At 42.8% G+C, this 19,178-nt stretch carries 24 protein-coding genes; 15 read left to right on the top strand and 9 right to left on the bottom strand.

The window, feature by feature from the left end:
* Window positions 1-162: 162 nt before the first annotated feature.
* The 6 genes from CSQ79_RS19620 (at window position 163) to CSQ79_RS19595 (ending at window position 3,029) form a co-directional block, all read left to right on the top strand.
* Window positions 163-1,167 (top strand): zinc-dependent alcohol dehydrogenase family protein, encoded by a 1,005-nt coding sequence (locus tag CSQ79_RS19620; protein ID WP_099702846.1) that lies wholly within the window; start codon window positions 163-165, stop codon window positions 1,165-1,167.
* 56 nt (window positions 1,168-1,223) lie between these two features.
* Window positions 1,224-1,472, top strand: coding sequence for a DUF4926 domain-containing protein (locus CSQ79_RS19615; RefSeq protein ID WP_099702845.1), 249 nt, complete (start codon window positions 1,224-1,226; stop codon window positions 1,470-1,472).
* 114 nt (window positions 1,473-1,586) lie between these two features.
* Window positions 1,587-1,988: a DUF6713 family protein gene (locus CSQ79_RS19610; protein WP_099702925.1), complete on the top strand. Its 402-nt coding sequence runs from the start codon at window positions 1,587-1,589 to the stop codon at window positions 1,986-1,988.
* A gap of 141 nt (window positions 1,989-2,129) precedes the next feature.
* Window positions 2,130-2,321, top strand: coding sequence for a DUF6888 family protein (locus tag CSQ79_RS19605; RefSeq protein ID WP_099702844.1), 192 nt, complete (start codon window positions 2,130-2,132; stop codon window positions 2,319-2,321).
* The gene (locus tag CSQ79_RS19600) at window positions 2,318-2,524 is read left to right on the top strand and encodes a DUF6887 family protein (protein WP_099702843.1); all 207 of its coding nucleotides are present in this window, start codon (window positions 2,318-2,320) and stop codon (window positions 2,522-2,524) included. The genes CSQ79_RS19605 and CSQ79_RS19600 overlap by 4 nt, the downstream gene beginning before the upstream one ends.
* A 130-nt stretch (window positions 2,525-2,654) precedes the next feature.
* Window positions 2,655-3,029 (top strand): cytidine deaminase family protein, encoded by a 375-nt coding sequence (locus CSQ79_RS19595; protein ID WP_099702842.1) that lies wholly within the window; start codon window positions 2,655-2,657, stop codon window positions 3,027-3,029.
* Between the two features lie 41 nt (window positions 3,030-3,070).
* Here the strand turns inward: CSQ79_RS19595 and ilvN are convergent, their stop codons facing one another.
* Window positions 3,071-3,592: an acetolactate synthase small subunit gene (gene ilvN / locus CSQ79_RS19590; protein ID WP_099702841.1), complete on the bottom strand. Its 522-nt coding sequence runs from the start codon at window positions 3,590-3,592 to the stop codon at window positions 3,071-3,073.
* A 266-nt stretch (window positions 3,593-3,858) separates the two neighbouring features.
* On the opposite strand from ilvN, the gene CSQ79_RS19585 reads away from it, so the two are divergent.
* Window positions 3,859-4,617: a lycopene cyclase domain-containing protein gene (locus CSQ79_RS19585; protein WP_099702840.1), complete on the top strand. Its 759-nt coding sequence runs from the start codon at window positions 3,859-3,861 to the stop codon at window positions 4,615-4,617.
* Here the strand turns inward: CSQ79_RS19585 and CSQ79_RS19580 are convergent.
* Together CSQ79_RS19580 and CSQ79_RS19575 are read right to left on the bottom strand one after the other, a co-directional pair.
* Entirely contained in the window at window positions 4,614-5,546 is a 933-nt protein-coding gene (locus CSQ79_RS19580) for an isopenicillin N synthase family dioxygenase (RefSeq protein WP_099702839.1), read from the bottom strand. The genes CSQ79_RS19585 and CSQ79_RS19580 overlap by 4 nt on opposite strands.
* 260 nt (window positions 5,547-5,806) lie before the next feature.
* Entirely contained in the window at window positions 5,807-6,535 is a 729-nt protein-coding gene (locus CSQ79_RS19575) for a DUF3891 family protein (protein ID WP_099702838.1), read from the bottom strand.
* A gap of 156 nt (window positions 6,536-6,691) precedes the next feature.
* On the opposite strand from CSQ79_RS19575, the gene CSQ79_RS19570 reads away from it, so the two are divergent.
* The 3 genes from CSQ79_RS19570 (at window position 6,692) to CSQ79_RS19560 (ending at window position 8,927) form a co-directional block, all read left to right on the top strand.
* Window positions 6,692-7,705, top strand: a complete 1,014-nt coding sequence (locus CSQ79_RS19570) for a CobW family GTP-binding protein (RefSeq protein ID WP_502693944.1) — start codon at window positions 6,692-6,694, stop codon at window positions 7,703-7,705.
* Between the two features lie 218 nt (window positions 7,706-7,923).
* Window positions 7,924-8,430: a GNAT family N-acetyltransferase gene (locus CSQ79_RS19565; protein ID WP_099702836.1), complete on the top strand. Its 507-nt coding sequence runs from the start codon at window positions 7,924-7,926 to the stop codon at window positions 8,428-8,430.
* Window positions 8,400-8,927: a GNAT family N-acetyltransferase gene (locus CSQ79_RS19560; RefSeq protein WP_099702835.1), complete on the top strand. Its 528-nt coding sequence runs from the start codon at window positions 8,400-8,402 to the stop codon at window positions 8,925-8,927. Before CSQ79_RS19565 ends, CSQ79_RS19560 begins: the two co-directional genes overlap by 31 nt.
* On the opposite strand, the gene CSQ79_RS19555 is transcribed toward CSQ79_RS19560, so the two are convergent.
* On the bottom strand, window positions 8,915-10,285 hold the full coding sequence (locus CSQ79_RS19555; RefSeq protein ID WP_099702834.1) for an AtzE family amidohydrolase: 1,371 nt from the start codon (window positions 10,283-10,285) through the stop codon (window positions 8,915-8,917). The genes CSQ79_RS19560 and CSQ79_RS19555 overlap by 13 nt on opposite strands.
* Window positions 10,282-10,461: a DUF4089 domain-containing protein gene (locus CSQ79_RS19550; protein ID WP_099702833.1), complete on the bottom strand. Its 180-nt coding sequence runs from the start codon at window positions 10,459-10,461 to the stop codon at window positions 10,282-10,284. The genes CSQ79_RS19555 and CSQ79_RS19550 overlap by 4 nt, the downstream gene beginning before the upstream one ends.
* A 132-nt stretch (window positions 10,462-10,593) precedes the next feature.
* Here CSQ79_RS19550 and CSQ79_RS19545 point away from each other — a divergent pair, with 132 nt between their 5' ends.
* From CSQ79_RS19545 to ada, 3 genes are read left to right on the top strand one after another with little or no spacing between them, the layout of a single operon-like run.
* Window positions 10,594-11,478, top strand: a complete 885-nt coding sequence (locus CSQ79_RS19545) for a DMT family transporter (RefSeq protein WP_099702832.1) — start codon at window positions 10,594-10,596, stop codon at window positions 11,476-11,478.
* Complete coding sequence (locus CSQ79_RS19540) at window positions 11,475-11,963, top strand: GNAT family N-acetyltransferase (RefSeq protein ID WP_099702831.1); 489 nt, start codon at window positions 11,475-11,477, stop codon at window positions 11,961-11,963. The genes CSQ79_RS19545 and CSQ79_RS19540 overlap by 4 nt, the downstream gene beginning before the upstream one ends.
* Before the next feature lie 6 nt (window positions 11,964-11,969).
* The gene (gene ada, locus CSQ79_RS19535) at window positions 11,970-13,055 is read left to right on the top strand and encodes a bifunctional DNA-binding transcriptional regulator/O6-methylguanine-DNA methyltransferase Ada (protein ID WP_099702830.1); all 1,086 of its coding nucleotides are present in this window, start codon (window positions 11,970-11,972) and stop codon (window positions 13,053-13,055) included.
* A gap of 288 nt (window positions 13,056-13,343) precedes the next feature.
* Here the strand turns inward: ada and CSQ79_RS19530 are convergent, their stop codons facing one another.
* Both CSQ79_RS19530 and CSQ79_RS19525 read right to left on the bottom strand, forming a co-directional pair.
* Window positions 13,344-13,727, bottom strand: a complete 384-nt coding sequence (locus tag CSQ79_RS19530) for a nuclear transport factor 2 family protein (RefSeq protein WP_099702829.1) — start codon at window positions 13,725-13,727, stop codon at window positions 13,344-13,346.
* 421 nt (window positions 13,728-14,148) lie between these two features.
* A complete protein-coding gene (locus tag CSQ79_RS19525; protein ID WP_099702828.1) occupies window positions 14,149-15,030 on the bottom strand; it encodes an oxidoreductase in 882 nt (293 codons plus the stop codon).
* A 115-nt stretch (window positions 15,031-15,145) separates the two neighbouring features.
* Here CSQ79_RS19525 and CSQ79_RS19520 point away from each other — a divergent pair, with 115 nt between their 5' ends.
* Both CSQ79_RS19520 and CSQ79_RS19515 read left to right on the top strand, forming a co-directional pair.
* The gene (locus CSQ79_RS19520) at window positions 15,146-16,036 is read left to right on the top strand and encodes a LysR substrate-binding domain-containing protein (RefSeq protein ID WP_099702827.1); all 891 of its coding nucleotides are present in this window, start codon (window positions 15,146-15,148) and stop codon (window positions 16,034-16,036) included.
* Window positions 16,037-16,493: 457 nt separating this feature from the next.
* On the top strand, window positions 16,494-17,369 hold the full coding sequence (locus tag CSQ79_RS19515; RefSeq protein WP_099702826.1) for a DUF5895 domain-containing protein: 876 nt from the start codon (window positions 16,494-16,496) through the stop codon (window positions 17,367-17,369).
* A gap of 227 nt (window positions 17,370-17,596) precedes the next feature.
* Here the strand turns inward: CSQ79_RS19515 and mltA are convergent, their stop codons facing one another.
* Together mltA and CSQ79_RS19505 are read right to left on the bottom strand one after the other, a co-directional pair.
* The gene (gene mltA / locus CSQ79_RS19510) at window positions 17,597-18,790 is read right to left on the bottom strand and encodes a murein transglycosylase A (RefSeq protein ID WP_099702825.1); all 1,194 of its coding nucleotides are present in this window, start codon (window positions 18,788-18,790) and stop codon (window positions 17,597-17,599) included.
* 14 nt (window positions 18,791-18,804) lie between these two features.
* A complete protein-coding gene (locus CSQ79_RS19505; protein ID WP_099702824.1) occupies window positions 18,805-19,056 on the bottom strand; it encodes a hypothetical protein in 252 nt (83 codons plus the stop codon).
* Window positions 19,057-19,178: the final 122 nt, after the last annotated feature.

Below are 19,178 nucleotides of genomic sequence, written 5' to 3'. Positions count from 1 at the left end.
GTGGACTTTGTTTATAGTGTGCGAATTCATTCGCTCTCTTTACGCAGGATATCTATATAAATAAGAGCAGCACATGTGTTTACCTCTGTGCAACTTCATCAATCATGAACTTTGAATTTAAAGTAGAGTTAACTCAAAACTCACGCATTCAAAACTCTAAAGATGAAAGCTGTCTTAATGACTGCACCAGGAAATCCAGAGGTTCTGCAACTACAGGAAGTCCCAACTCCTAGCATTGAGAACGACACAGAAATTCTTGTGCGCCTCGAAGCTGCAGGTGTTAACCCCATCGATACAAAATTACGGCGACGGGGTACTTTTTATCCCGATCAAATGCCAGCAATTTTAGGCTGTGATGGTGCGGGAGTCGTCGAAGTTGTTGGTTCTAACGTTCAGCGGTTTCATGTCGGGGATGAAGTTTATTTTTGTCAGGGTGGACTTGGCGGTAAGCAAGGGAACTACGCGCAGTGGGTGGTAGTCGATGAACGTTTTGTCGCCCCTAAACCAAGTTCGCTGTCTTTTGTTGCTGCGGCTGCAGCACCTTTAGTGTTAATTACTGCTTGGGAAGCTTTATGCGATCGCGGACGACTTCAGCCAGGGCAAAAAGTTCTAATTCACGCTGGCGCTGGTGGTGTTGGTCATGTGGCAATTCAATTAGCTAAATTGCATGGTGCTACCGTTTGCACAACGGTAAGTTCGCATGACAAAGCCGCATTTGTACATCAACTGGGTGCTGATCTTGCCATCAATTATAAAGAACAAGATTTTGTGCAAGCCGCGCTCGATTGGACAGGTGGAGAAGGCGTAGATTTGGCTTTTGATACGGTTGGTGGCGAAACTTTTGCGAAGACTTTTGCAGCAGTGCGCGTATATGGAGATCTTGTGACAATCCTAGAACCAGATGCTAGTACGATTTGGAAAGTTGCTAGAAATCGCAATCTCCGAGTCAGCTATGAATTAATGCTGACCCCCATGCTCCAGGGACTAGTTGAAGCGCAGCAACATCAAGCGGAGATCCTAAATCAGTGTCGGCAATGGTTTGATGAAGGAAAGCTCAAAATTCACCTCAACAAAATTTTTCTGCTAGAACAGGCAGCAACAGCACATCAAGTCCTCGAAGCTGGATCGACAATGGGTAAGATTGTCTTAGTCAGTGGTAGCGAGTGACGATAAGAAGCAGGCACGGTATCTCATCTGCCTCAAACCTCGCCAGGAGACTTAATATGACATTAGAGCTATATCAAGAAGTCACCTTAACTCGTGACTTACCAAAATATGAGCTAAAAGCGGGAGATATTGCAATGCTAGTTGACTTTGTGCCGCATCCGAGTGGTGGCGGAGAGGGTTGTGTACTGGAAGTCTTCAATGCGGTTGGCGAATCTTTGACAGTGATTGTTGTACCAATTTCTACTGTGAGTTCCCTAAGTGCTAATGAAATTTTAACAGTACGCTCTTTAGCAAAAGCAAGTTGAGATTCACTTTCTCTGTTGGGCTGCATTACCTGTGAAGTAATTGCTAGTTGTCAGTGCTGAACTCTAAATTAGATTCATTGCTTTTATTGAAAAAGTATGTTGATCAAAAGTTCAATGCTGACCAAATCACTATCTTGGCTCTACCTTGTGAATGCAACTATCCTCATTACGCACCAGATTGACGCTGCATATTGGCATGAGTGGGATCTGTTCAGAATGCCAGGAGGAATTCAACTGAATTTGCTGCTTAATATTCCACTAGTCATGTTGATACTATTCGGTCAGCGATGTTTAACTCAAGGTCGCACCGCTGGTTTTATGTTCTCTTGGTTGCTCGTGGCTGGGGGAATAATTGCAGTCAGTATTCACGCATATTTTCTTTTACAAGGTGACAATGCCTTTCGGCTACCCGTTTCACTCGGATTACTTGTCACTACATTTTTTCTTTCACTATTGCAAGCGATCGCGCTCTTGAGATTACGCGGTACTCTAAAGTTAACTCAATTAAGTCACTAGTAAGGATGTAAGATTTTAGATGCTGCCAAATAGCAATGATCTTCACTCTCATAGCAATATTTGTATAGACAGGTACAGTTACTAGAGACTGCATATTTTGGATTCTATCTCATCACTGGGTTTAAGTTAAACTAAACAAATATGGCACCAAATGATGAGCAAGCTCAAGGGCTTTATAGACTCTGCTACCGACTAACCAACGCGATTTATCCTGGATGGCAGTATAGAAATATTGAACTTGTCAGAATTGATGAGCGGACTGGTAATTTGTATGTACTGGCTGAAGATAGTCTAGACTTTGAGATCAAGCTAACTGGAGGGTATGAGCCATGACAAAAGCTGATTTTAACCTAATGAATCTTGACGAGTTACGTCGATACGTCTTGACTCATCGAGAAGACGTAAATGCCTTTTATGTGTATGTCGATCGCTCAAAAGCTTCAGGGCGCATGATCGCCATCAATCCAAGCGATCCAGGTTGGGAGAATGCCGTGGAACAAAAGATTCAGCAAGCAACTGAAGCAGAGTCAAATTAGTCACGTAGGCAGAAGACGCGCAAGCAACACAATATCGTCATTGTTTGATGGCAACTGCTGGTGTCTAAGGTTAGGAAACCTTAAGATTATTCAGTAGGGAAATGCTTTAAGATTTCAGCACTCAGTGATAATGCACCAAGAACTAATCAAGAAAGCCAAAACTGTACTTGGAGAATTTCAACTTGCCGAGCAAGGGTTATCAGCAGGATCTGTAAGTTGCGCATTAATGACAAACGCAGGCACTATTTATACAGGTATATGTTTGGATTTAGCGTGTGGTATTGGGTTTTGCGCTGAACATGCAGCGATCGCCGAAATGCTTAAAGCCCGTGAAACTGTGATTGATTACATTGTGGCAGTGAGTTCAAAAAAAATCCTGATGCCATGTGGAAGGTGCAGAGAGTTAATGGTGCAGGTAAGTAAAAAGAATCTCAAGACAAAAGTGATAGTTGATGACACAAGCTACATACTACTAAGCGATTTATTGCCTCATCACTGGATGTAGTGCAGCTCAATGTCACTAGCCACTTAGAGAGTAAGACTCTGCTAGACTTTTGCTGCCTCCAAAGATTTGAGTAATTCTGTGTTCACTCCAGATTCTCTCGTTAAAGCGATTTTGCCAGTCCGAGCCACTTCGCGCAAACCAAACTTCTGCAACACCTGAACGATCGCCACCATTTTACCAGGATCGCCGACGACTTCTAGCGTGAGTGAGTCTTCAGCAACATCGACAACGCGGGCGCGAAAAATCTGGGCTAACTCGACAATTTCTGAGCGTGTTGAACTTGTGGCGTTGACTTTTAGCAACATCAGTTCTCGCTCGACACACGGAGTTTCCGTAATATCCTGTACTTTGAGGACATTAATGAGCTTGTAGAGTTGTTTAGTAAGCTGCTCAATTACTCGGTCATCACCTGGGACAACCATTGTAATTCGCGATATACCGTTTTGTTCAGCAGGACCAACTGCGAGGCTTTCGATATTAAAGCCGCGACGCGCAAATAAACCAGCAATACGGGTCAAAACTCCCGCTTCATCTTCGACTAAAACAGATAAGGTGTGTTTCATTGTTGCCAAAAAGGCGGTAACTTCCCAAAGAGCGATCGCTTGTCTTTATTAAACTAATGATCTTAGACCATATATTTTATCGAATTTTGAACTTTTTAAACTCAAGGAAATATAGATTTATGTCAGCTTTTATTCATTAATTCTTTTGCTGCGGCAAGCACAAGTGTATTAACAACACCAGAGATAGTGACAGCTCAACTCAATCAATGGTACATACTATTTGATTAGCAAGCGCTGCTTGCATTTTATCCAATCACGCCAAAGTTATGAGCTATTTTGTCTTTCATTTATTGTTTGTGCTTCCCCCGATTTTGTTTCTCGCATGGAGACAGCCACAACCACTTGCAGGTGTTGGCGGGCGTAGGGCGTGGTTGGGATTACCTTTAATTGCTATTGTTGCCTTTGTTTATACAACACCTTGGGACAATTATTTAGTTTGGCGGAAAGTATGGGGATATGGTAGCGATCGCGTTTTAGGCACAATTGGCTATGTACCAATTGAAGAGTATTTGTTTTTCATTTTGCAATGCATTCTGACAGGATTATGGCTTTACTGGCTGCTAGCACGTTACAAAGAGCCAATTCAAGAAAATACTTCTCCATTTTTGCGAGTGCTATTACTCGTAATTGGAGTATCGTTAAGTCTTGCTGGATTTTTGATGCTACGATCGCCCTCGACGGTATATTTAGGACTTATTCTCGCTTGGGCTGCGCCTGTATTAACGCTACAATGGGTAATAGGTGCAGCAACATTGTTTGCAATGCAACGCATCTGGTTAATTGCTACTGTTGTTCCAACATTGTATTTATGGGTAATTGACCGAATTGCAATTGGTGACGGAATTTGGCAAATTTCTGAGATGTATACGACGGGGTTACAGTTGTTCGGATTGCCAATTGAAGAGGCGACTTTCTTTCTTGTCACTAATATGCTGGTAGTGCAGGGGTTACTATTATTGCTGTTGTTAAAACTGCCAAAACTTGCGGCGATCGCGTCTATTGATTCTCATCAAGCACACACCTAATAAGTTGCTTGCAGGCGGCTAAGTAAATGATCTCCAGCAGAAATTGGTGGATAAATTGCTGGATTTTCTAAACTACAACAAGGAAGACAAGCAATCTCTGCATCATGGTTTGGATGACAGAAGAAGGCAACAGAATAGCGCGATCGCTCTATCCGTTCATCTGTTGGAATCATAACTCGATGTTTGGTAGAACAGAAAACATGATTTGTCCACCGCTGCATCAAATCTCCTGTGTTGACGACAACTGTATCAGGAATTGCTGGTGCTAAAATCCACTCGCTGTCTTTGGTTTGGACTTCTAATCCTCCAATTTGATCTTGAAATAAAAGTGTAATACTGCCATAGTCAGAATGTGCCCCCGCACGGACTTGCCCTAATTTTGGTAGTTTTGCTATTGGTGGATAATGCAAAAGTCGTAATGTATGATTTTGTTGATCGTGCTTTGTGGCAAAAAAGTCTTCTGGTACTTGTAGGGCGATCGCAAATGCTTGTAAAACTTGCTCTGTAACTTGGCAACAAGTATCCCAAAAAGCTAAAACATCACTTTGAAAATCTTCTTGATCAGGAAGCCATTTATTAACTATCATGCCAGGAGCAACATCATAACTTTTGACTTCTTTACCGACATTGAATGCCTCTTTGAGATCTCCAGGTTTATCAGGATCGAGGCGTTCTCTTTCAACTCCGACATAACCGCGATTACTGACTTTATCACTCCAAGCTAACTGCTGCTTGACTTCTAAAGGGAGATTGAAAAAAAACTTTGACTGATTGAATAAAGCTTCAATCTGCTGCGGAGATATTCCTGGATTTTTGAGATACATAAATCCGATTTCATGACAAGCTTGATAAATCTGTTGTGCTACAGCTTGTCGTGTTGCTGAATCGCCTTCAGTGAATGGCTGAAAATCAATAATTGGAATCTGCATTTTTATAGTTAATCGTGAATTGTTGAGCTATCAACTATCAACAGCCTCTAAGTTACGCTTATTTTCAATCACTTACTGATCATGAGCAGTATCGGATTGTACTCTTAGTACTTCAAGTCAAAGCGATAAGATGCTAAAAAAATAGCAAGAGAAAGTAATTTACTTATGTTGGTTCCTCTTGCTAGCTACTATTTTGATATAAAAATACAGTTAAATTGATACCTTCTGCTCGAAGATATGAGTAAGGCGTAGGAAACTTATTACGACTTGACAAATGTCCACTCGATGATTCGACGCGGCGCAGATTTTAAGGCTTTAACCAAGCTCGCATTGTCATCAAATTTGACTTGATCGAGATCGGAGGCTTCTACATTAACTGTAAAACGCTTATCCTCAAAGCACCACGGCATTACTGTCACAAAGCCATCATCAAGTTGCATGATATCGTAACGCTGTCCATCATGTGCTTTACTGATTTCTAATGCGCGATTATCGGCGGGAAGTTCTCTTTGACAAAGGATCAATGATAAGCGATCGCACCACTGCATAAATGCATACGCATCATCTGCATCTTGTTTAGAAATACCTAATTCTTTACACCACTGCTGTTGGTTCTTTAATTGCTCATCTAAAAAGTTAGCAGCCTCAGATGATTCTGAACGCTTACCTTCTTGTAAACGATTCATATGCATTGAATTAAGCAATGCAACCCAACGCCCGCGATACAATGCTTTTTCTAAATGTTTGCGTAATTCATCATACGATGTTTCCGGATCGAGTGTAAAGTCCATTGGCGCGCCTGCTGGAGTGAGATTCTTTTCTTCCCACTCTTTTTCTAAGTCATCGTGATGAGAAATTGCTGCAATTGTCTCATATAACCTGATAGGAGCGTTTTTTCTTTGCCATTGTCCACCAATTTGGGCTGCAAGCAACGCATGGGCGCGGTGATAGATAATTTCCCAGCCATGACGGGTAGGATTAACAATCATACATTTCCAATACACACAACAGTTCTCATTTCTAGCATTAACTACCGCATTAAGGATACTAGCCCACAGGCGATATTCTTCTCAAACAACTCTCACCAGTTAAAATGATAATCATTATTAAAGCCAGATTACAGGAGGGAGCCTATGACAGGTTCAATGACACAAATAACTGAATCTAACTTAAATGTTCCTAAGCGGGGAATGCCAGTGACAATTATTACTGGTTTTTTAGGAAGTGGTAAAACAACTTTGTTAAATCAAATTTTAACGAATAAAAAGGATTTGAAAGTTGCTGTTTTAGTTAATGAATTTGGTGATATCAATATTGACAGTCAACTTTTGGTTTCACTAGATGAAGACATGGTGGAACTCAGTAATGGTTGTATTTGTTGCACAATTAATGATGGATTAGTTGATGCTGTTTATCGAGTTTTAGAGCGCGAGAATCGCATTGATTATTTAGTGATTGAGACTACAGGCATTGCCGATCCTTTACCAATTATTCTCACATTTGTCGGTACAGAATTGCGCGAGTTAACGAATCTAGATTCAATCCTCACGTTAGTAGATGCTGAAGCATTTACTCCAGAGCACTTTAATAGTGAAGCTGCACTCAAGCAAATTTACTATGGTGATATGATTTTGCTTAATAAAGTTGATCTTGTGTCTTCTCAGAAGTTAGAAGAAGTACAAGCTTATATCCGAAACATTAAAGCAGGAGCAAGAATTATTCCAACTCAATATGGTCAAGTTCCTTTACCACTAATTCTCGGTATAGGGATGACGCCAGTTGACACATATACTCACGATGCACATCAAGAACATCACCATCACAACCACGATCATCACCACGACCACGACCGCGATCGTCACTCACATCATCTCGAAAACGATGGTTTTGTTTCATTATCCTTCGAGAGCGATCGCCCTTTCAATGTTCATAAATTTGAGCAATTTCTCACTCAACAAATGCCTCAAAATGTCTTCCGTGCCAAAGGTATTTTGTGGTTCAGTGATAGCGATTTACGACATATTTTCCAACTAAGTGGTGCTCGCTACGATTTGAATGCAGAACAATGGTCAAGTTCTCCAAAAAACCAGTTAGTATTTATCGGGCGTCATTTAGATACTGCCGAGGTTCAGCAACAGCTTAATGAATGTTTGGTGTAATTTGTTCTAGAAGGCTAATAAAGAAATGGCACATGAGAAAAGTTGATGCTGTATTGAATCAATCTGTGTGCTTTTTCATATTCTCGCCCCTAAATCCACGCCACTTGCTGCAACGGAGGACACCTCTGCAAAGCAGTGGCTCCCCACTTATGGGGGACTTTTTGATATAGTTAAAAGCATAAATACTTATTTTATTTTTAGAGCTGGTATACGAATTAATGAGCCTTAAAATTACTCAAGTGCAAACTGAGGAGCATAAAAAACATATTTATAGATTACTCGAAGAGAATTTAACTGCAACTTATTTACTTGTTCAACGTGAATTTAGTCTCACTTTTGATGTAGATGTTCTGTTACAGCAGGACATTATAAAAATGCCTCAGTTTACTTCACCAACAGGACGACTCCTGTTAGCATATGACGGTAATTTTATCGGGTGTGCTGGATTACGAAAAATTGGTGAGGAGGTAGGCGAAATCAAAAGAATGTACGTTTGTCCAGAGTATCGTAGAAAAGGAGTTGGTAGGGCTTTAGTACAAGCTATTATTAGTGAAGCGCAACAGATAGGTTACTCAAAGTTGCGTTTGGATTGCGCACCTTTTGCTAAAGCAGCACAAGCACTTTATCATTCAATTGGTTTTCAGAGTATTCAGCCATATCCTGAAAGTGAAATTCCCGAAGAATACCACTCAAAATGGATATTTATGGAGTTAATTATCAAGTGATTCGTTGTGAAAACTTACTAGACGCTTCAGCAATTTATAATGTTCACACTCAAGCTTTTGAACGTGAAAATGAAGCGCAATTAGTTAAGAATATTCGTCATTCAGATCGTTATATTCCGCAGTTATCCCTTGTCGCAGAAGTTGACAATACTGTAGTTGGTCACATTTTATTTAGCTATATTGACCTTATAGGAGAAAAAACCTTACGGGTGTTGAGTTTAGCGCCTTTAGCAGTCGTTCCTCAATTTCAAAGACAAGGAATTGGTAGCGCACTTGTGCAAGTAGGTTTAGAAACTGCGGATACTATGGGAGAAGCGTTAGTTATTGTTTTAGGACACCCTCAGTTTTACCCACGTTTTGGTTTTCAACCATCAGTTAATTATGGCATCGAGTCACCTTTTCCAGTACCAGAAGATGTTTTTATGGTGAAACTGCTGACAAATTATCAGGGATTCAAAGGAAAAGTTGTCTACCCACCTACTTTTCAAGAAGTATGAGTGGAAATGATGCCTTTTGTCTCTAACACATTTGCCACACGTAAAATTAGTGCTTCATTGTATGGTGCAGCGATTAACTGTACACCCAAAGGTAATGACCCAGGACGATAAATTGGAACGGATAAAACAGGTAAACCAATAAAAGATAGTGGTTGAGTAAAGAGTCCTAAATGTGGACGGATGAGAATTTCTTCTCCATCTAAAATCATCGTTTTCTGCCCAATTAAAGGTGCAAAACATGGTGTTGTCGGTGCAAGAATAATGTCTACATTTTGGAAAATTTCACGAACACGATCGCGAAACCAACGACGAAACCTTTGTGCTTGAATGTACCAATGACTTGGAATTAATGCCCCAGCTAAAAAGCGATCGCGAGTTGCAAAATCGAAATCTTGAGGACGCGATCGCAACTTCTCCATATGCAGATTTGCTCCTTCACACGAGGTAATGATAAATGCTGCGGCACGGGCGCGATGTGCTTCAGGGATGGTAATATACTTGGTAACATTCAAAGCTTGTGCGACTTGTTCAACTGCTTGTATTGCTTCAGGCTCAGCACCTTTCGTAAAATAATCTCCGGCGATCGCAATTCGTAAATTTTCAATACTCTGATTGAGTTGTGGTAAACATAATTCAGGCGATCGCTGCGTACAAACAGGATCGCGATCGTCGTAGCCTTGCAAGACATCAAACACTGTGGCAATATCCCGCACCGAACGTGCAAACGGTCCAGCATGATCTAAACTACTAGAAAATAATGCAACTCCTGCTCGCGACACTCTACCATACGTCGGTTTTAAGCCGAATATGCCACAAAACGCCGCAGGCACGCGAATTGAACCATTTGTATCTGTACCAAGCGTGAGGGGTACTAAATTCGCCGCTACCGCTGCTGCGGAACCACCAGAGGAACCACCTGCTACTCGATTAAAATCGTGGGGATTGTGCGTCGCACCATAATGTGCATTTTCGGTGACAAAGCCGTAGGCGTACTCATCCATATTTAAAGTACCCACTAAGACTGCACCTGCTTGTTTTAACTTAGCGACAGCAGTAGCATCTTGAGATGCTGGTGGATTTTCAGCATTAATTTTTGCACCTGCAAGTGTAGTGATTCCAGCAACGTCGTATAAATTTTTGACAGCGAAGGGAACTCCAGCAAGCGAACCTGGGTTATTTCCTAATGCGATCGCATCATCAATTTGTTGGGCATCCTGCAAAGCCGAGTCATCGGTAATCGCAGTAAAACAGTTCAGTTCTTGGCATTGTGCGATACGTTTGAGTGCGGTTTGGGCAACTTCGACTGCACTTAGTCTACCTTCACAGATAGCAGCAGCGATTGCAACAGCATCGTTCATGGTTCAAAGGTGGGTGAAGCTTCTATTTCTGGTAGTGGAAATTCGTTAACGAGTTGGGCGATCGCTTGTATTTTTTCAAAATTTGCAATGACACTTTCTCGGTATTCAGAATTAATTTCTAAGTTGAGAATTAAAGCTGTGCAATCGACATACTCTGCAACATCAAATTTTTCCATACTACACAATCCTAATTGACTAATGGTGACTTTTAATCACAAGCGAATTTAAGCGCAAGTATCGGATAGAAGTTAGCCAAAACAAAATCTTATGCTGCGATCGCACAGAAAAGCAATGAATGATCGCCAAATATGAGTACAAAAGAATGGTTGCTCCTTGTTATCCTTTCTATTTTGTGGGGTAGCTCCTTTTTTTTCATCAAAATAATCCTTCAAGAGTTGCAACCACTATCAATAGTTTTCGCGCGTGTTGGCTTAGCGGCGATCGCATTGACGATTGTTGTTTATATAAAAGGACAACGAATACCAGCATCGCCGCGAATTTGGGGTGCATTTTTAGTGATGGGTGCGCTAAATAACCTTATTCCCTTTACTTTGATTGTTTGGGGACAGACACATATCAACAGCAGTTTAGCAGCTATTCTCAATGCTACGACTCCAGTATTTACTGTAGTGCTAGCGCACTTTACACACGATGAACGTTTAACATTAAATCGCCTGATAGGAGTTTTACTAGGGCTGTGTGGTGCGATCGTGTTAATCGGTTCAGAAGTATTATACGAGCTAAACCCCCAGAGTATAGGACAATTTGCCATTCTCGGTGCTGCCATTTCCTATAGCTTTGCAGGAATCTATGGACGACGATTTAGGAAATTATCACCTGTCGTTACTGCCGCAGGAATGCTTATTGGTACAACAACGATGATGTTACCATTAACACTTGTTTGGGATTGGTCTTTTAAAATCAGCGTTGTTACTTGGAGTGCTTTATTAGGATTAGCGTTACTGAGTACTGCGATCGCCTATTTAATTTATTTTCATCTCTTAGCCGCTGTCGGTGCAACGAATCTTTTGCTAGTTACCTTTTTGATTCCCATCAGTGCACTGCTGCTTGGTGTATTTATCTTAAATGAGCAGCTGACGTGGAATGCGATCGCAGGTATGGCATTAATTTTTGTTGGGCTTGTAGCAATTGATGGCAGACTGTTAACAAAAATCAGCAAGCGTAAGTCATGAACCAATTCAACGTCATTCAAGCCAATTCTACTCATATTGAACTCGTTGCACCTTTGTTTAATAGCTACCGTCAGTTCTATGGACAAACAGCCGACTTAATCCAGGTGCGTAATTTTTTATACGAGCGATTAGTGAAGGAAGATTCTGTAGTTTTCATCGCTGTTACTCAATATAACCCTTCTGAGTGTTTAGGTTTTACCCAACTGTATCCTTCATTTTCATCAGTCGCGATGCAACGCACTTGGATACTCAACGATCTGTTTGTACTGCCAAAATTTAGAAATCAAGGCATAGGTATAGCACTATTAAATGCAGCGAAAGACTTCGCAATACGCACTAAGGCAAAGCGGCTGATGCTTGCAACCGCAATTGACAACTATCCAGCGCAAAAGTTGTACGAAAAAGCAGGTTACATAAAAGATGAGGCATTTTATCACTATCAGTTAGATATCTCAATTCCAGGTAGTAATGAGTTTCACTCGTAGCCAATCATGATGAAATCAGCACAGTTAGATTTTTCAGAAGAAATCTGGCAAGCAATCTTAAGTCGGGACTCGCAGTTTGATGGCAAAATTTTCTACGGCGTACGCTCTACGAAAATTTATTGTCGTCCTAGCTGCCCTAGTCGCAAACCAAACCGCAGCCAAGTGACAATTTTTCAATCTGCGCCAGCAGCAGAAGCACAAGGGTTTCGTCCTTGTAAGCGATGTCAACCGCAAAAAGTACTCGCGCCTACCATTGACAAAATCTTGTCAGCCTGTCGTTATATTGAATCACAAAGCGATTGCATTCCTACATTAACTGAACTGAGTACTCAAGTAGCCATGAGTCCCACTCATTTTCAGAAAGTATTTAAGCAAACTATTGGTGTTACGCCCTTTGAGTACGGAAATGCTCAAAGAAGAGAACGATTGAAACAACATCTCCAGCAAGGTACAGCAATTACTGATGCGCTTTATGAAGTAGGCTATGGTTCAAGTAGTCGCCTTTATGAAAAAGCACTCCAAAAACTCGGAATGACTCCTGCTAGATACAAGCAACATGGGAGAGGTGAAGAAATTCTCTATGCAAGCGCGAACTCGCCTCTAGGTTATTTAACAATTGCAGCTACCAAGCAGGGAATATGTAGTGTAAAACTTGGCGACGATCTCGCAAAATTAGAGAACGAACTTCACAATGAATTTTGCCACGCATTGCTGCAGCGAGCAGACGATGAATTGCAAGAATGGATTCAGGTTTTAGTAAACTATCTCAGTGGTAAATTACCTTTACCAGAACTTCCCTACGATGTCAAAGCTACTGCATTTCAAATTCAAGTTTGGGAAGCACTGAAGCAAATTCCCCTCGGTACAACCGTTAGTTACAGTGATGTTGCGTGTTCAATTGGGCATCCAACCGCAGTTCGTGCAGTAGCGCGTGCGTGTGCAACAAACCCTGTTGCTTTAATTATTCCATGTCATCGGGTATTACCCAAAGCTGGTGGATTAGGAGGGTATCGCTGGGGTGTGTCTCGGAAACAAGCACTTTTGGAAATGGAACGTGTCACTTCACCTGTCATAGATAATCTTGGCAACTGAACTGACCAACCTGCGGCGTTCCGGTGCAGCGACTTGTGAGCGTTCGTCGCTTACACCCTCAAGCTTTTGAAGCATCACGAATACGCTGCTGAAAACAGGCAACAATCTCAGGACTTAGTTCTTCTTCCGGTTGAACCACTTCTCATGGATTTACGACGTTCATCAAAATCTGGAGGTTGCTTCTTAACGTGAGCTAACGGATCAAAGCTGAGCGACGCTTCAGGGTGCCTGTTGGTGTGAAGAACGGAACAGAGGTGACCGCCCTGAAGCGTTCGATCGAGCGCCGTGTTAGGCTGTGTGGCCGGACGATGGAAGCGGACAGACTTCCATGGCTTGAATCAAGCCCTGCGCAATGGTGAAACGATGACCGACGTGTTCATCGGCAAGAACGGCTCCAGCCAGGTCGCGCACGACCTGATGCACTTCGACCAAGATACGCCCAGCCTCCTCTGGGTGAAAAGTCACTGGCTCCACGTGCGGGTTGATCTCGCTCCATTGCTCCGTCCAGTAAGCGCGGACTCCTTCATGGCCAAGGGCAGAACCGCCTTTGAATGCTTTCGGCCAGGTCACATCCGGAGCCATGAGGGCGAGGGCGGTGTCAATGACCCGCGCGTTAAAGGCCGCGTAGGCCGCGCGGAGCAGTTCGATTTCTGGTGCAGGTTGATCTGGCATAAGCGGTGTGGTGAAGGATACGCAGTAGGGCCTAACAATTGATAGACAGAAAGTTTCTGTATAGTACTCCAAAGCTGCTGTTTAAGCCGAATCATTCCCCATAATATGCTCATTTGGGTGGATAGGTCGAAAGTTTCTGCATAACATCTTAAAGGATAGAGGGTGGACTGGCTCTATCTATCTTCCGAACCGTTGGGGAGATCACACCTAGTTGAGTTGAAAGTCTCTTTAGACTTGCATATAACTGTAGGTTGGGTTTCGTTTGACTCAACCCAACAAAATCCAGCACTCGTTGGGTTTCACCCCGTTCAAACGCCAATGCAGCTCAAGTCGGGCCACTGCCTTGCGGGGGTTCCCCCCGTTGTGGCAAGTGGCTCCCCAACCTACGATGCTGCGCGCCTTCAAAGAGAACTGGTATTAGCTACTTAACTATTACCTCACTGTTACTATCTGTATAATCCGTACTTACACTCACCTGCTGCCAAGCATCCAAATCCGTTTTGATCCATTCCAGTTTTTCCTGAATCAGGCTCATGGCATCGGTGCCTAATGCCAGTCGCATCGGTGGATGAGGACTTTCCACAGCTTGAATGATGGCTTGCGCCGCTGATTGTGGATTGCCAAGTTGCTTCCCATCCATATCTTTGAACCACTGCAATGAAGCCCCACTTACCGGAACATAAGCATCAATGGATTGTTTGGCTGCTGCCAGAGAGCGTCCGTTAAAATCTGTGCGAAATGCCCCAGGTTCAATTAAAGTCACTTTAATTCCAAAGGATTTCACCTCTTTAGCCAGGGCTTCAGATGTGCCTTCCAAGGCAAATTTAGTGCCACAGTAGATACTGCTTCCGCCAAACCCCACTAATCCTGCTGTAGATGACATATTCACGATGTGACCGCTGCCTTGCTGACGCATCAAAGGCAAGACAGTTCGGATCAGACGGAGTGCCCCGAAGAAGTTGGTTTCAAACTGTCGGCGAATATCGGTATCATTGACTTCTTCAAGTGCTCCAATTAGTCCATAGCCAGCATTGTTGACCAGCACATCAATGCGACCAAATGTGGCGATCGCGGTATCAACGGCTGCTTGTATGTCTTGGGACAAGGTTACATCTAGGCGTACAGCCTTTGCGGTTTCCCGATAGTGCTCAATCAAAGTGCGAAGTTGCTCTGGTTCGCGAGCAGTCGCCAGCAGGCGATCGCCCTTCTTCAACACCGCTTCTGCTAGGGCACGTCCGAATCCTGTTGAGCATCCTGTAATTAACCAAACTTTAGGAGCGACACGATTTTTGTCTGAGTTCATTTGTTTTCTCCAATACAAAGATGAGACGCGCCTCATATTTCTTACGATAGGAGACAGCCATGCGACTGTCCAATATATATTTGACTAAGATTAATAGGTTAGAGATATAAGTGTGATGGAATTACGGCACCTGCACTACTTCATCGCCGTGGCTGAGGAGTTGCATTTTAGTCGAGCAGCCCAGCGGTTGTGCATTTCCCAACCCCCGCTCAGTCAGCAGATTCGCGATCTGGAAGATGAACTCGGAGTCAAGCTGTTTGAACGAACGAAGCGGCAAGTGCATCTGACTGAAGCAGGCAAAGTGTTTTTAGAGCGCTCCTATGGAGTGTTAGCGCAACTCGAGCAGGCGATCGAAGTGACACAACAGATCGGGCGTGGTGAGGTTGGAAGGTTGGCGATCGGCTTTGTTGACTCTGCAATGTATACGTTACTACCAGAGATTTTAAGGGTCTTTCGAGAACAGTTTCCGGTGGTAGAACTGCGATTGCATGAACTGACGACGCAAGAGCAAATTCAAGCCCTGTATAACAAACAGGTGGATGTCGGCATTGTTCGTTCTGCCATTAGCGAGCCAGGTTTGAGTGTGGAGTGCCTTTTGCCAGAATCATTGGTCTTGGCATTGCCAGAAACTCATCCGTTGTCTGCCCAGACTCAAGTGTCGCTTTCCACATTGGCTTCGGAATTATTTATCCTATTTCCTGCCAAAATGGGACCTGTCTTTTACGAGCAGATTATTAACCTGTGTCAACAAGCTGGATTTCGTCCGAAAGTGGCTCAAGAGGCAGTTCAGATGCAGACGATTATCGGCTTAGTTGCAGCAGGATTGGGCATTGCGATCGTTCCCGCCTCCTTACAAAACTTCCACAGAAGCGGAGTCATTTACAGACCCTTACAAGAGCAGATGCCTCAAACCGGACTTTATCTGACTTGGCGGCAGCATGATTCCTCACCCGTAATCAGAGCATTTCTCAGCTTGGCACGGAAGACGACACAAGGCTTATGTTAGCCCAGTCTTAACAGGCAATTTATAATTAAAGTTCTCTATAAGTACTGGATTGCGAGAAACAGAATGTTTGTAATTGGTCTCAAAAAGCTTAATTTTGCTCAAAAAAATTGATTATTAGAAGATGCTAAAGGCTCAGCAGGATTTAGAGAAAGGATACGGTTCGGTTTGTTTGGGTTTTACATTGGAATATAAAAACGCTAATCGAGGATAGATTTAGTAGTTTGGGTTTTCTTCAAACAGAAGCTTGCAAGCTCTCCGCAATGGAATTATCTGCCGTCATCTTTGGGTATATAAAAGAGTCGAAAACTTCTGCATGTATGTTGCATCGAGTGATTTGCTTGCTGCTAGGCAAGTCACTTGATCCAATAACCGTATTTCTACGGTATTCATTGTTGCTGAACCTGGGAAAACTAAACGACAAGTAACTCCTTGTCAACCTTATTTATAGGAAATTGCAATGGTTTCAGCTGTAATGCATACTCCCAGTTTTGATTTTGATGATGACAAATTTAAAGCACCTGCTTCTGAGATACTGCCTTGGTGTCAAATGATTAACCCGCAGTGGAGTGAAAATGGAATTAAGCCTTATGGTTTGGCTATCACTCAGGAAAACGCAAATGTTGTAGGATTTACACCGGATGAAAATTGGCAGCAGGTAGAATACACCTTTGGTTCAGGTGAAATTGCTCAATTATTTATTACGACTACTCCCCGAATATTAGTCCTTCATCGCGGACCAGTTTGTATCAAAGACCGCACTACAAATACTACTTTAGGTCGTTTAGTCGATCACTACGATGCTTTTGCTGGTGAGAAACTAAAATATAAAACGTTTATGCGTTATCTCGTTTTCTTGGTAGGGAAAAATCAAAAACTTCTGCATCATTCTCCATTACGCTTGACGTTGAGTGGTGCTGCTGGCGCAAGTTTTAGTATAGCGTTTCGTACCTCAAAAAATGGTCAAGCGACAAGTGGTTTTACCTTAGAACTAGAGAAGGCTTATGCTGCTTTTCGTCAGCAACCTTTCACAGCGAAAAGCAAACTGTTTTACGCCCACGGTGTTTTTTGCCCAAATATTACCTCTGAGGAAAGAGGAATAGCACCGAATAAAGCTTTAGTGGCGGTTACAGTAGACTACGAGCATCCTACAGCAGAGAATTTAGCAAATTACCTAATCCCGACAAGTTCAGAAGAATCTACTACAATCTGTCAGACATTTGAAACTTATCAGGATTTTGCTAAGGAACCAAAATTAGAAGTTGCTCTGCCTGAAATTGAGGAAACAACACTTGAGCGCTTTGATGAATATGACTTTGATGCTGCACCTTACTAAGAGGTTAGTAGACCTCCTGCATGAAAAGAATTGCGAATAAATTCGCTGCTATATAAACAAAGTCCACCTCCGTGGACTTGCTGCCAAAAGTCTTATTTTAGTGTACAAAGGTACACTTTGCCTGGGTAGCCCCGGCTTCAGTCGGAGGGCATCTGTGATTCATGCAGGAAGTTTAGTGTAAAAGGCAAGAGGACAGGCAAGATGCTTGTCCCCACTTTCACTTGAATTTACTTCAGTAACAAATAGTACAAGTGCCCGCGATTGCCAGTCACTCCAGCACGATCGCCTGCTAGTTTTCCAGTTCCCATAAAGTAATCTACTCGTCCTGGTCCTTTGATTGCACCACCTGTATCTTGATCTAAGACGTAGCGGCTAACAAGGCGATAATCCATACTACCTGTAAAATTGTTGGGAAACGGTAGTTGAGTATGAATCAGTGCTAATGCACCAGGAGGCATCAGTGATTTATCTGTTGCGATCGAGCGATCAGCGGTGACGGGTAATCCTAAAGAACCAACGGCTGGCGCACCTCCAGTTTCTCGAAAGAACACAAAACCACGATTGCGTGGTAAATAGTTATTAAGTTCTGTCGGGTATTGTGTAAAGTAGTCGATCATGACAGGTAGCGTTAAACCCGCTAAAGGTAATTTGCCGTCTTTGGCTAATTCTTTACCAATACTGGTGTAAGGATAATCAGTTTTGCCAGCAAAACCAATAGAAATTATTTGTCCATCAGCAAGTTGCAGTCGGGCTGAACCTTGAATTTGTGCCAAGAATGCTTCTAGGCGATCGCGCAGCCAAACAATTTCTAAGCCCTTTAGTCTACTTTTGTCTCCCAACAAGCCGTCTTTGCCTTCTAGTTCTTGGCGGGTTGGATGGGGTTTGCGCCAAGATTTAAAATTCGTTGGTAGCCGATACAAAGGATAACGAAATTCGGCAGTAGGAACGCGGCTAGCTTGGTAGATTGGTTCATAGTAGGCAGTGTAGAGAACATCGCCTTTGCCATCTCGCCCTGTAGACTGATAAAACACAAACTCGCGAGATACTGCAGCTTGTAGTTCTGCGGGTGAATTCGATCTCACCACTAATTGACGAAAACGCTCTAAACTACGTTGAACGCGATCGCGTGTGATTCCTGTTCCGCGATATCTTCGATACGCAGTTGTTGCTGCTGGTGTTTTAATATAACGCAAACTATGATCGATTGATGTTAGTAATGCGTGTTTATCTCCTGGTTGACCGCTTTGACCCCAAATTTGCTCATCAAATCCTAGCGATTCAGCTTGACAACAATCAGCATTCTGCTTTTGCAGGCTTTGTGTATCATAAACTGGTCGCAACGGCATCCGAGCAGCAGCTGGTACTGTCGTCAGAATAGCGACTGCTAAACTTAGGGTCATCAAAGCAGTTTTGTTTCTCATCGTTCACTCCATCACTAAAATCTTTCTACACTAGAGCTAAACACCGGTTCCACCCGAATCGCTGAAATTTTAGATGGACGGATAACTAGGTACTCTCCCTGAATATTTTTGATAGGTACGCTAATAAAGTCATTGGAAGCGGCTTTAGGCATCAATTCGCTGCTGTACCACTTCTGAAACTCTTGGATTGTCGGAAATCGTACTTCTTCTTTGTGTCCACCCTCGATTAGGAGATGTACTACATACTCATTGGGAGTTCTAGGCATAGAGATCAATTTATTTACAAAGGCATTGCACTCATTTCTAACTGACTCAACACGAAATTGAGAAGAGGTTAGCTAGAAAACTAGGGGTGAGGGGTGAGCGATCAGTGGCTAGTTACTAGTAG

This window comes from Gloeocapsopsis sp. IPPAS B-1203, from assembly GCF_002749975.1.
Taxonomy (GTDB): Bacteria; Cyanobacteriota; Cyanobacteriia; order Cyanobacteriales; family Chroococcidiopsidaceae; genus Gloeocapsopsis.
This window is presented reverse-complemented; position numbering and strand designations above follow the sequence as displayed.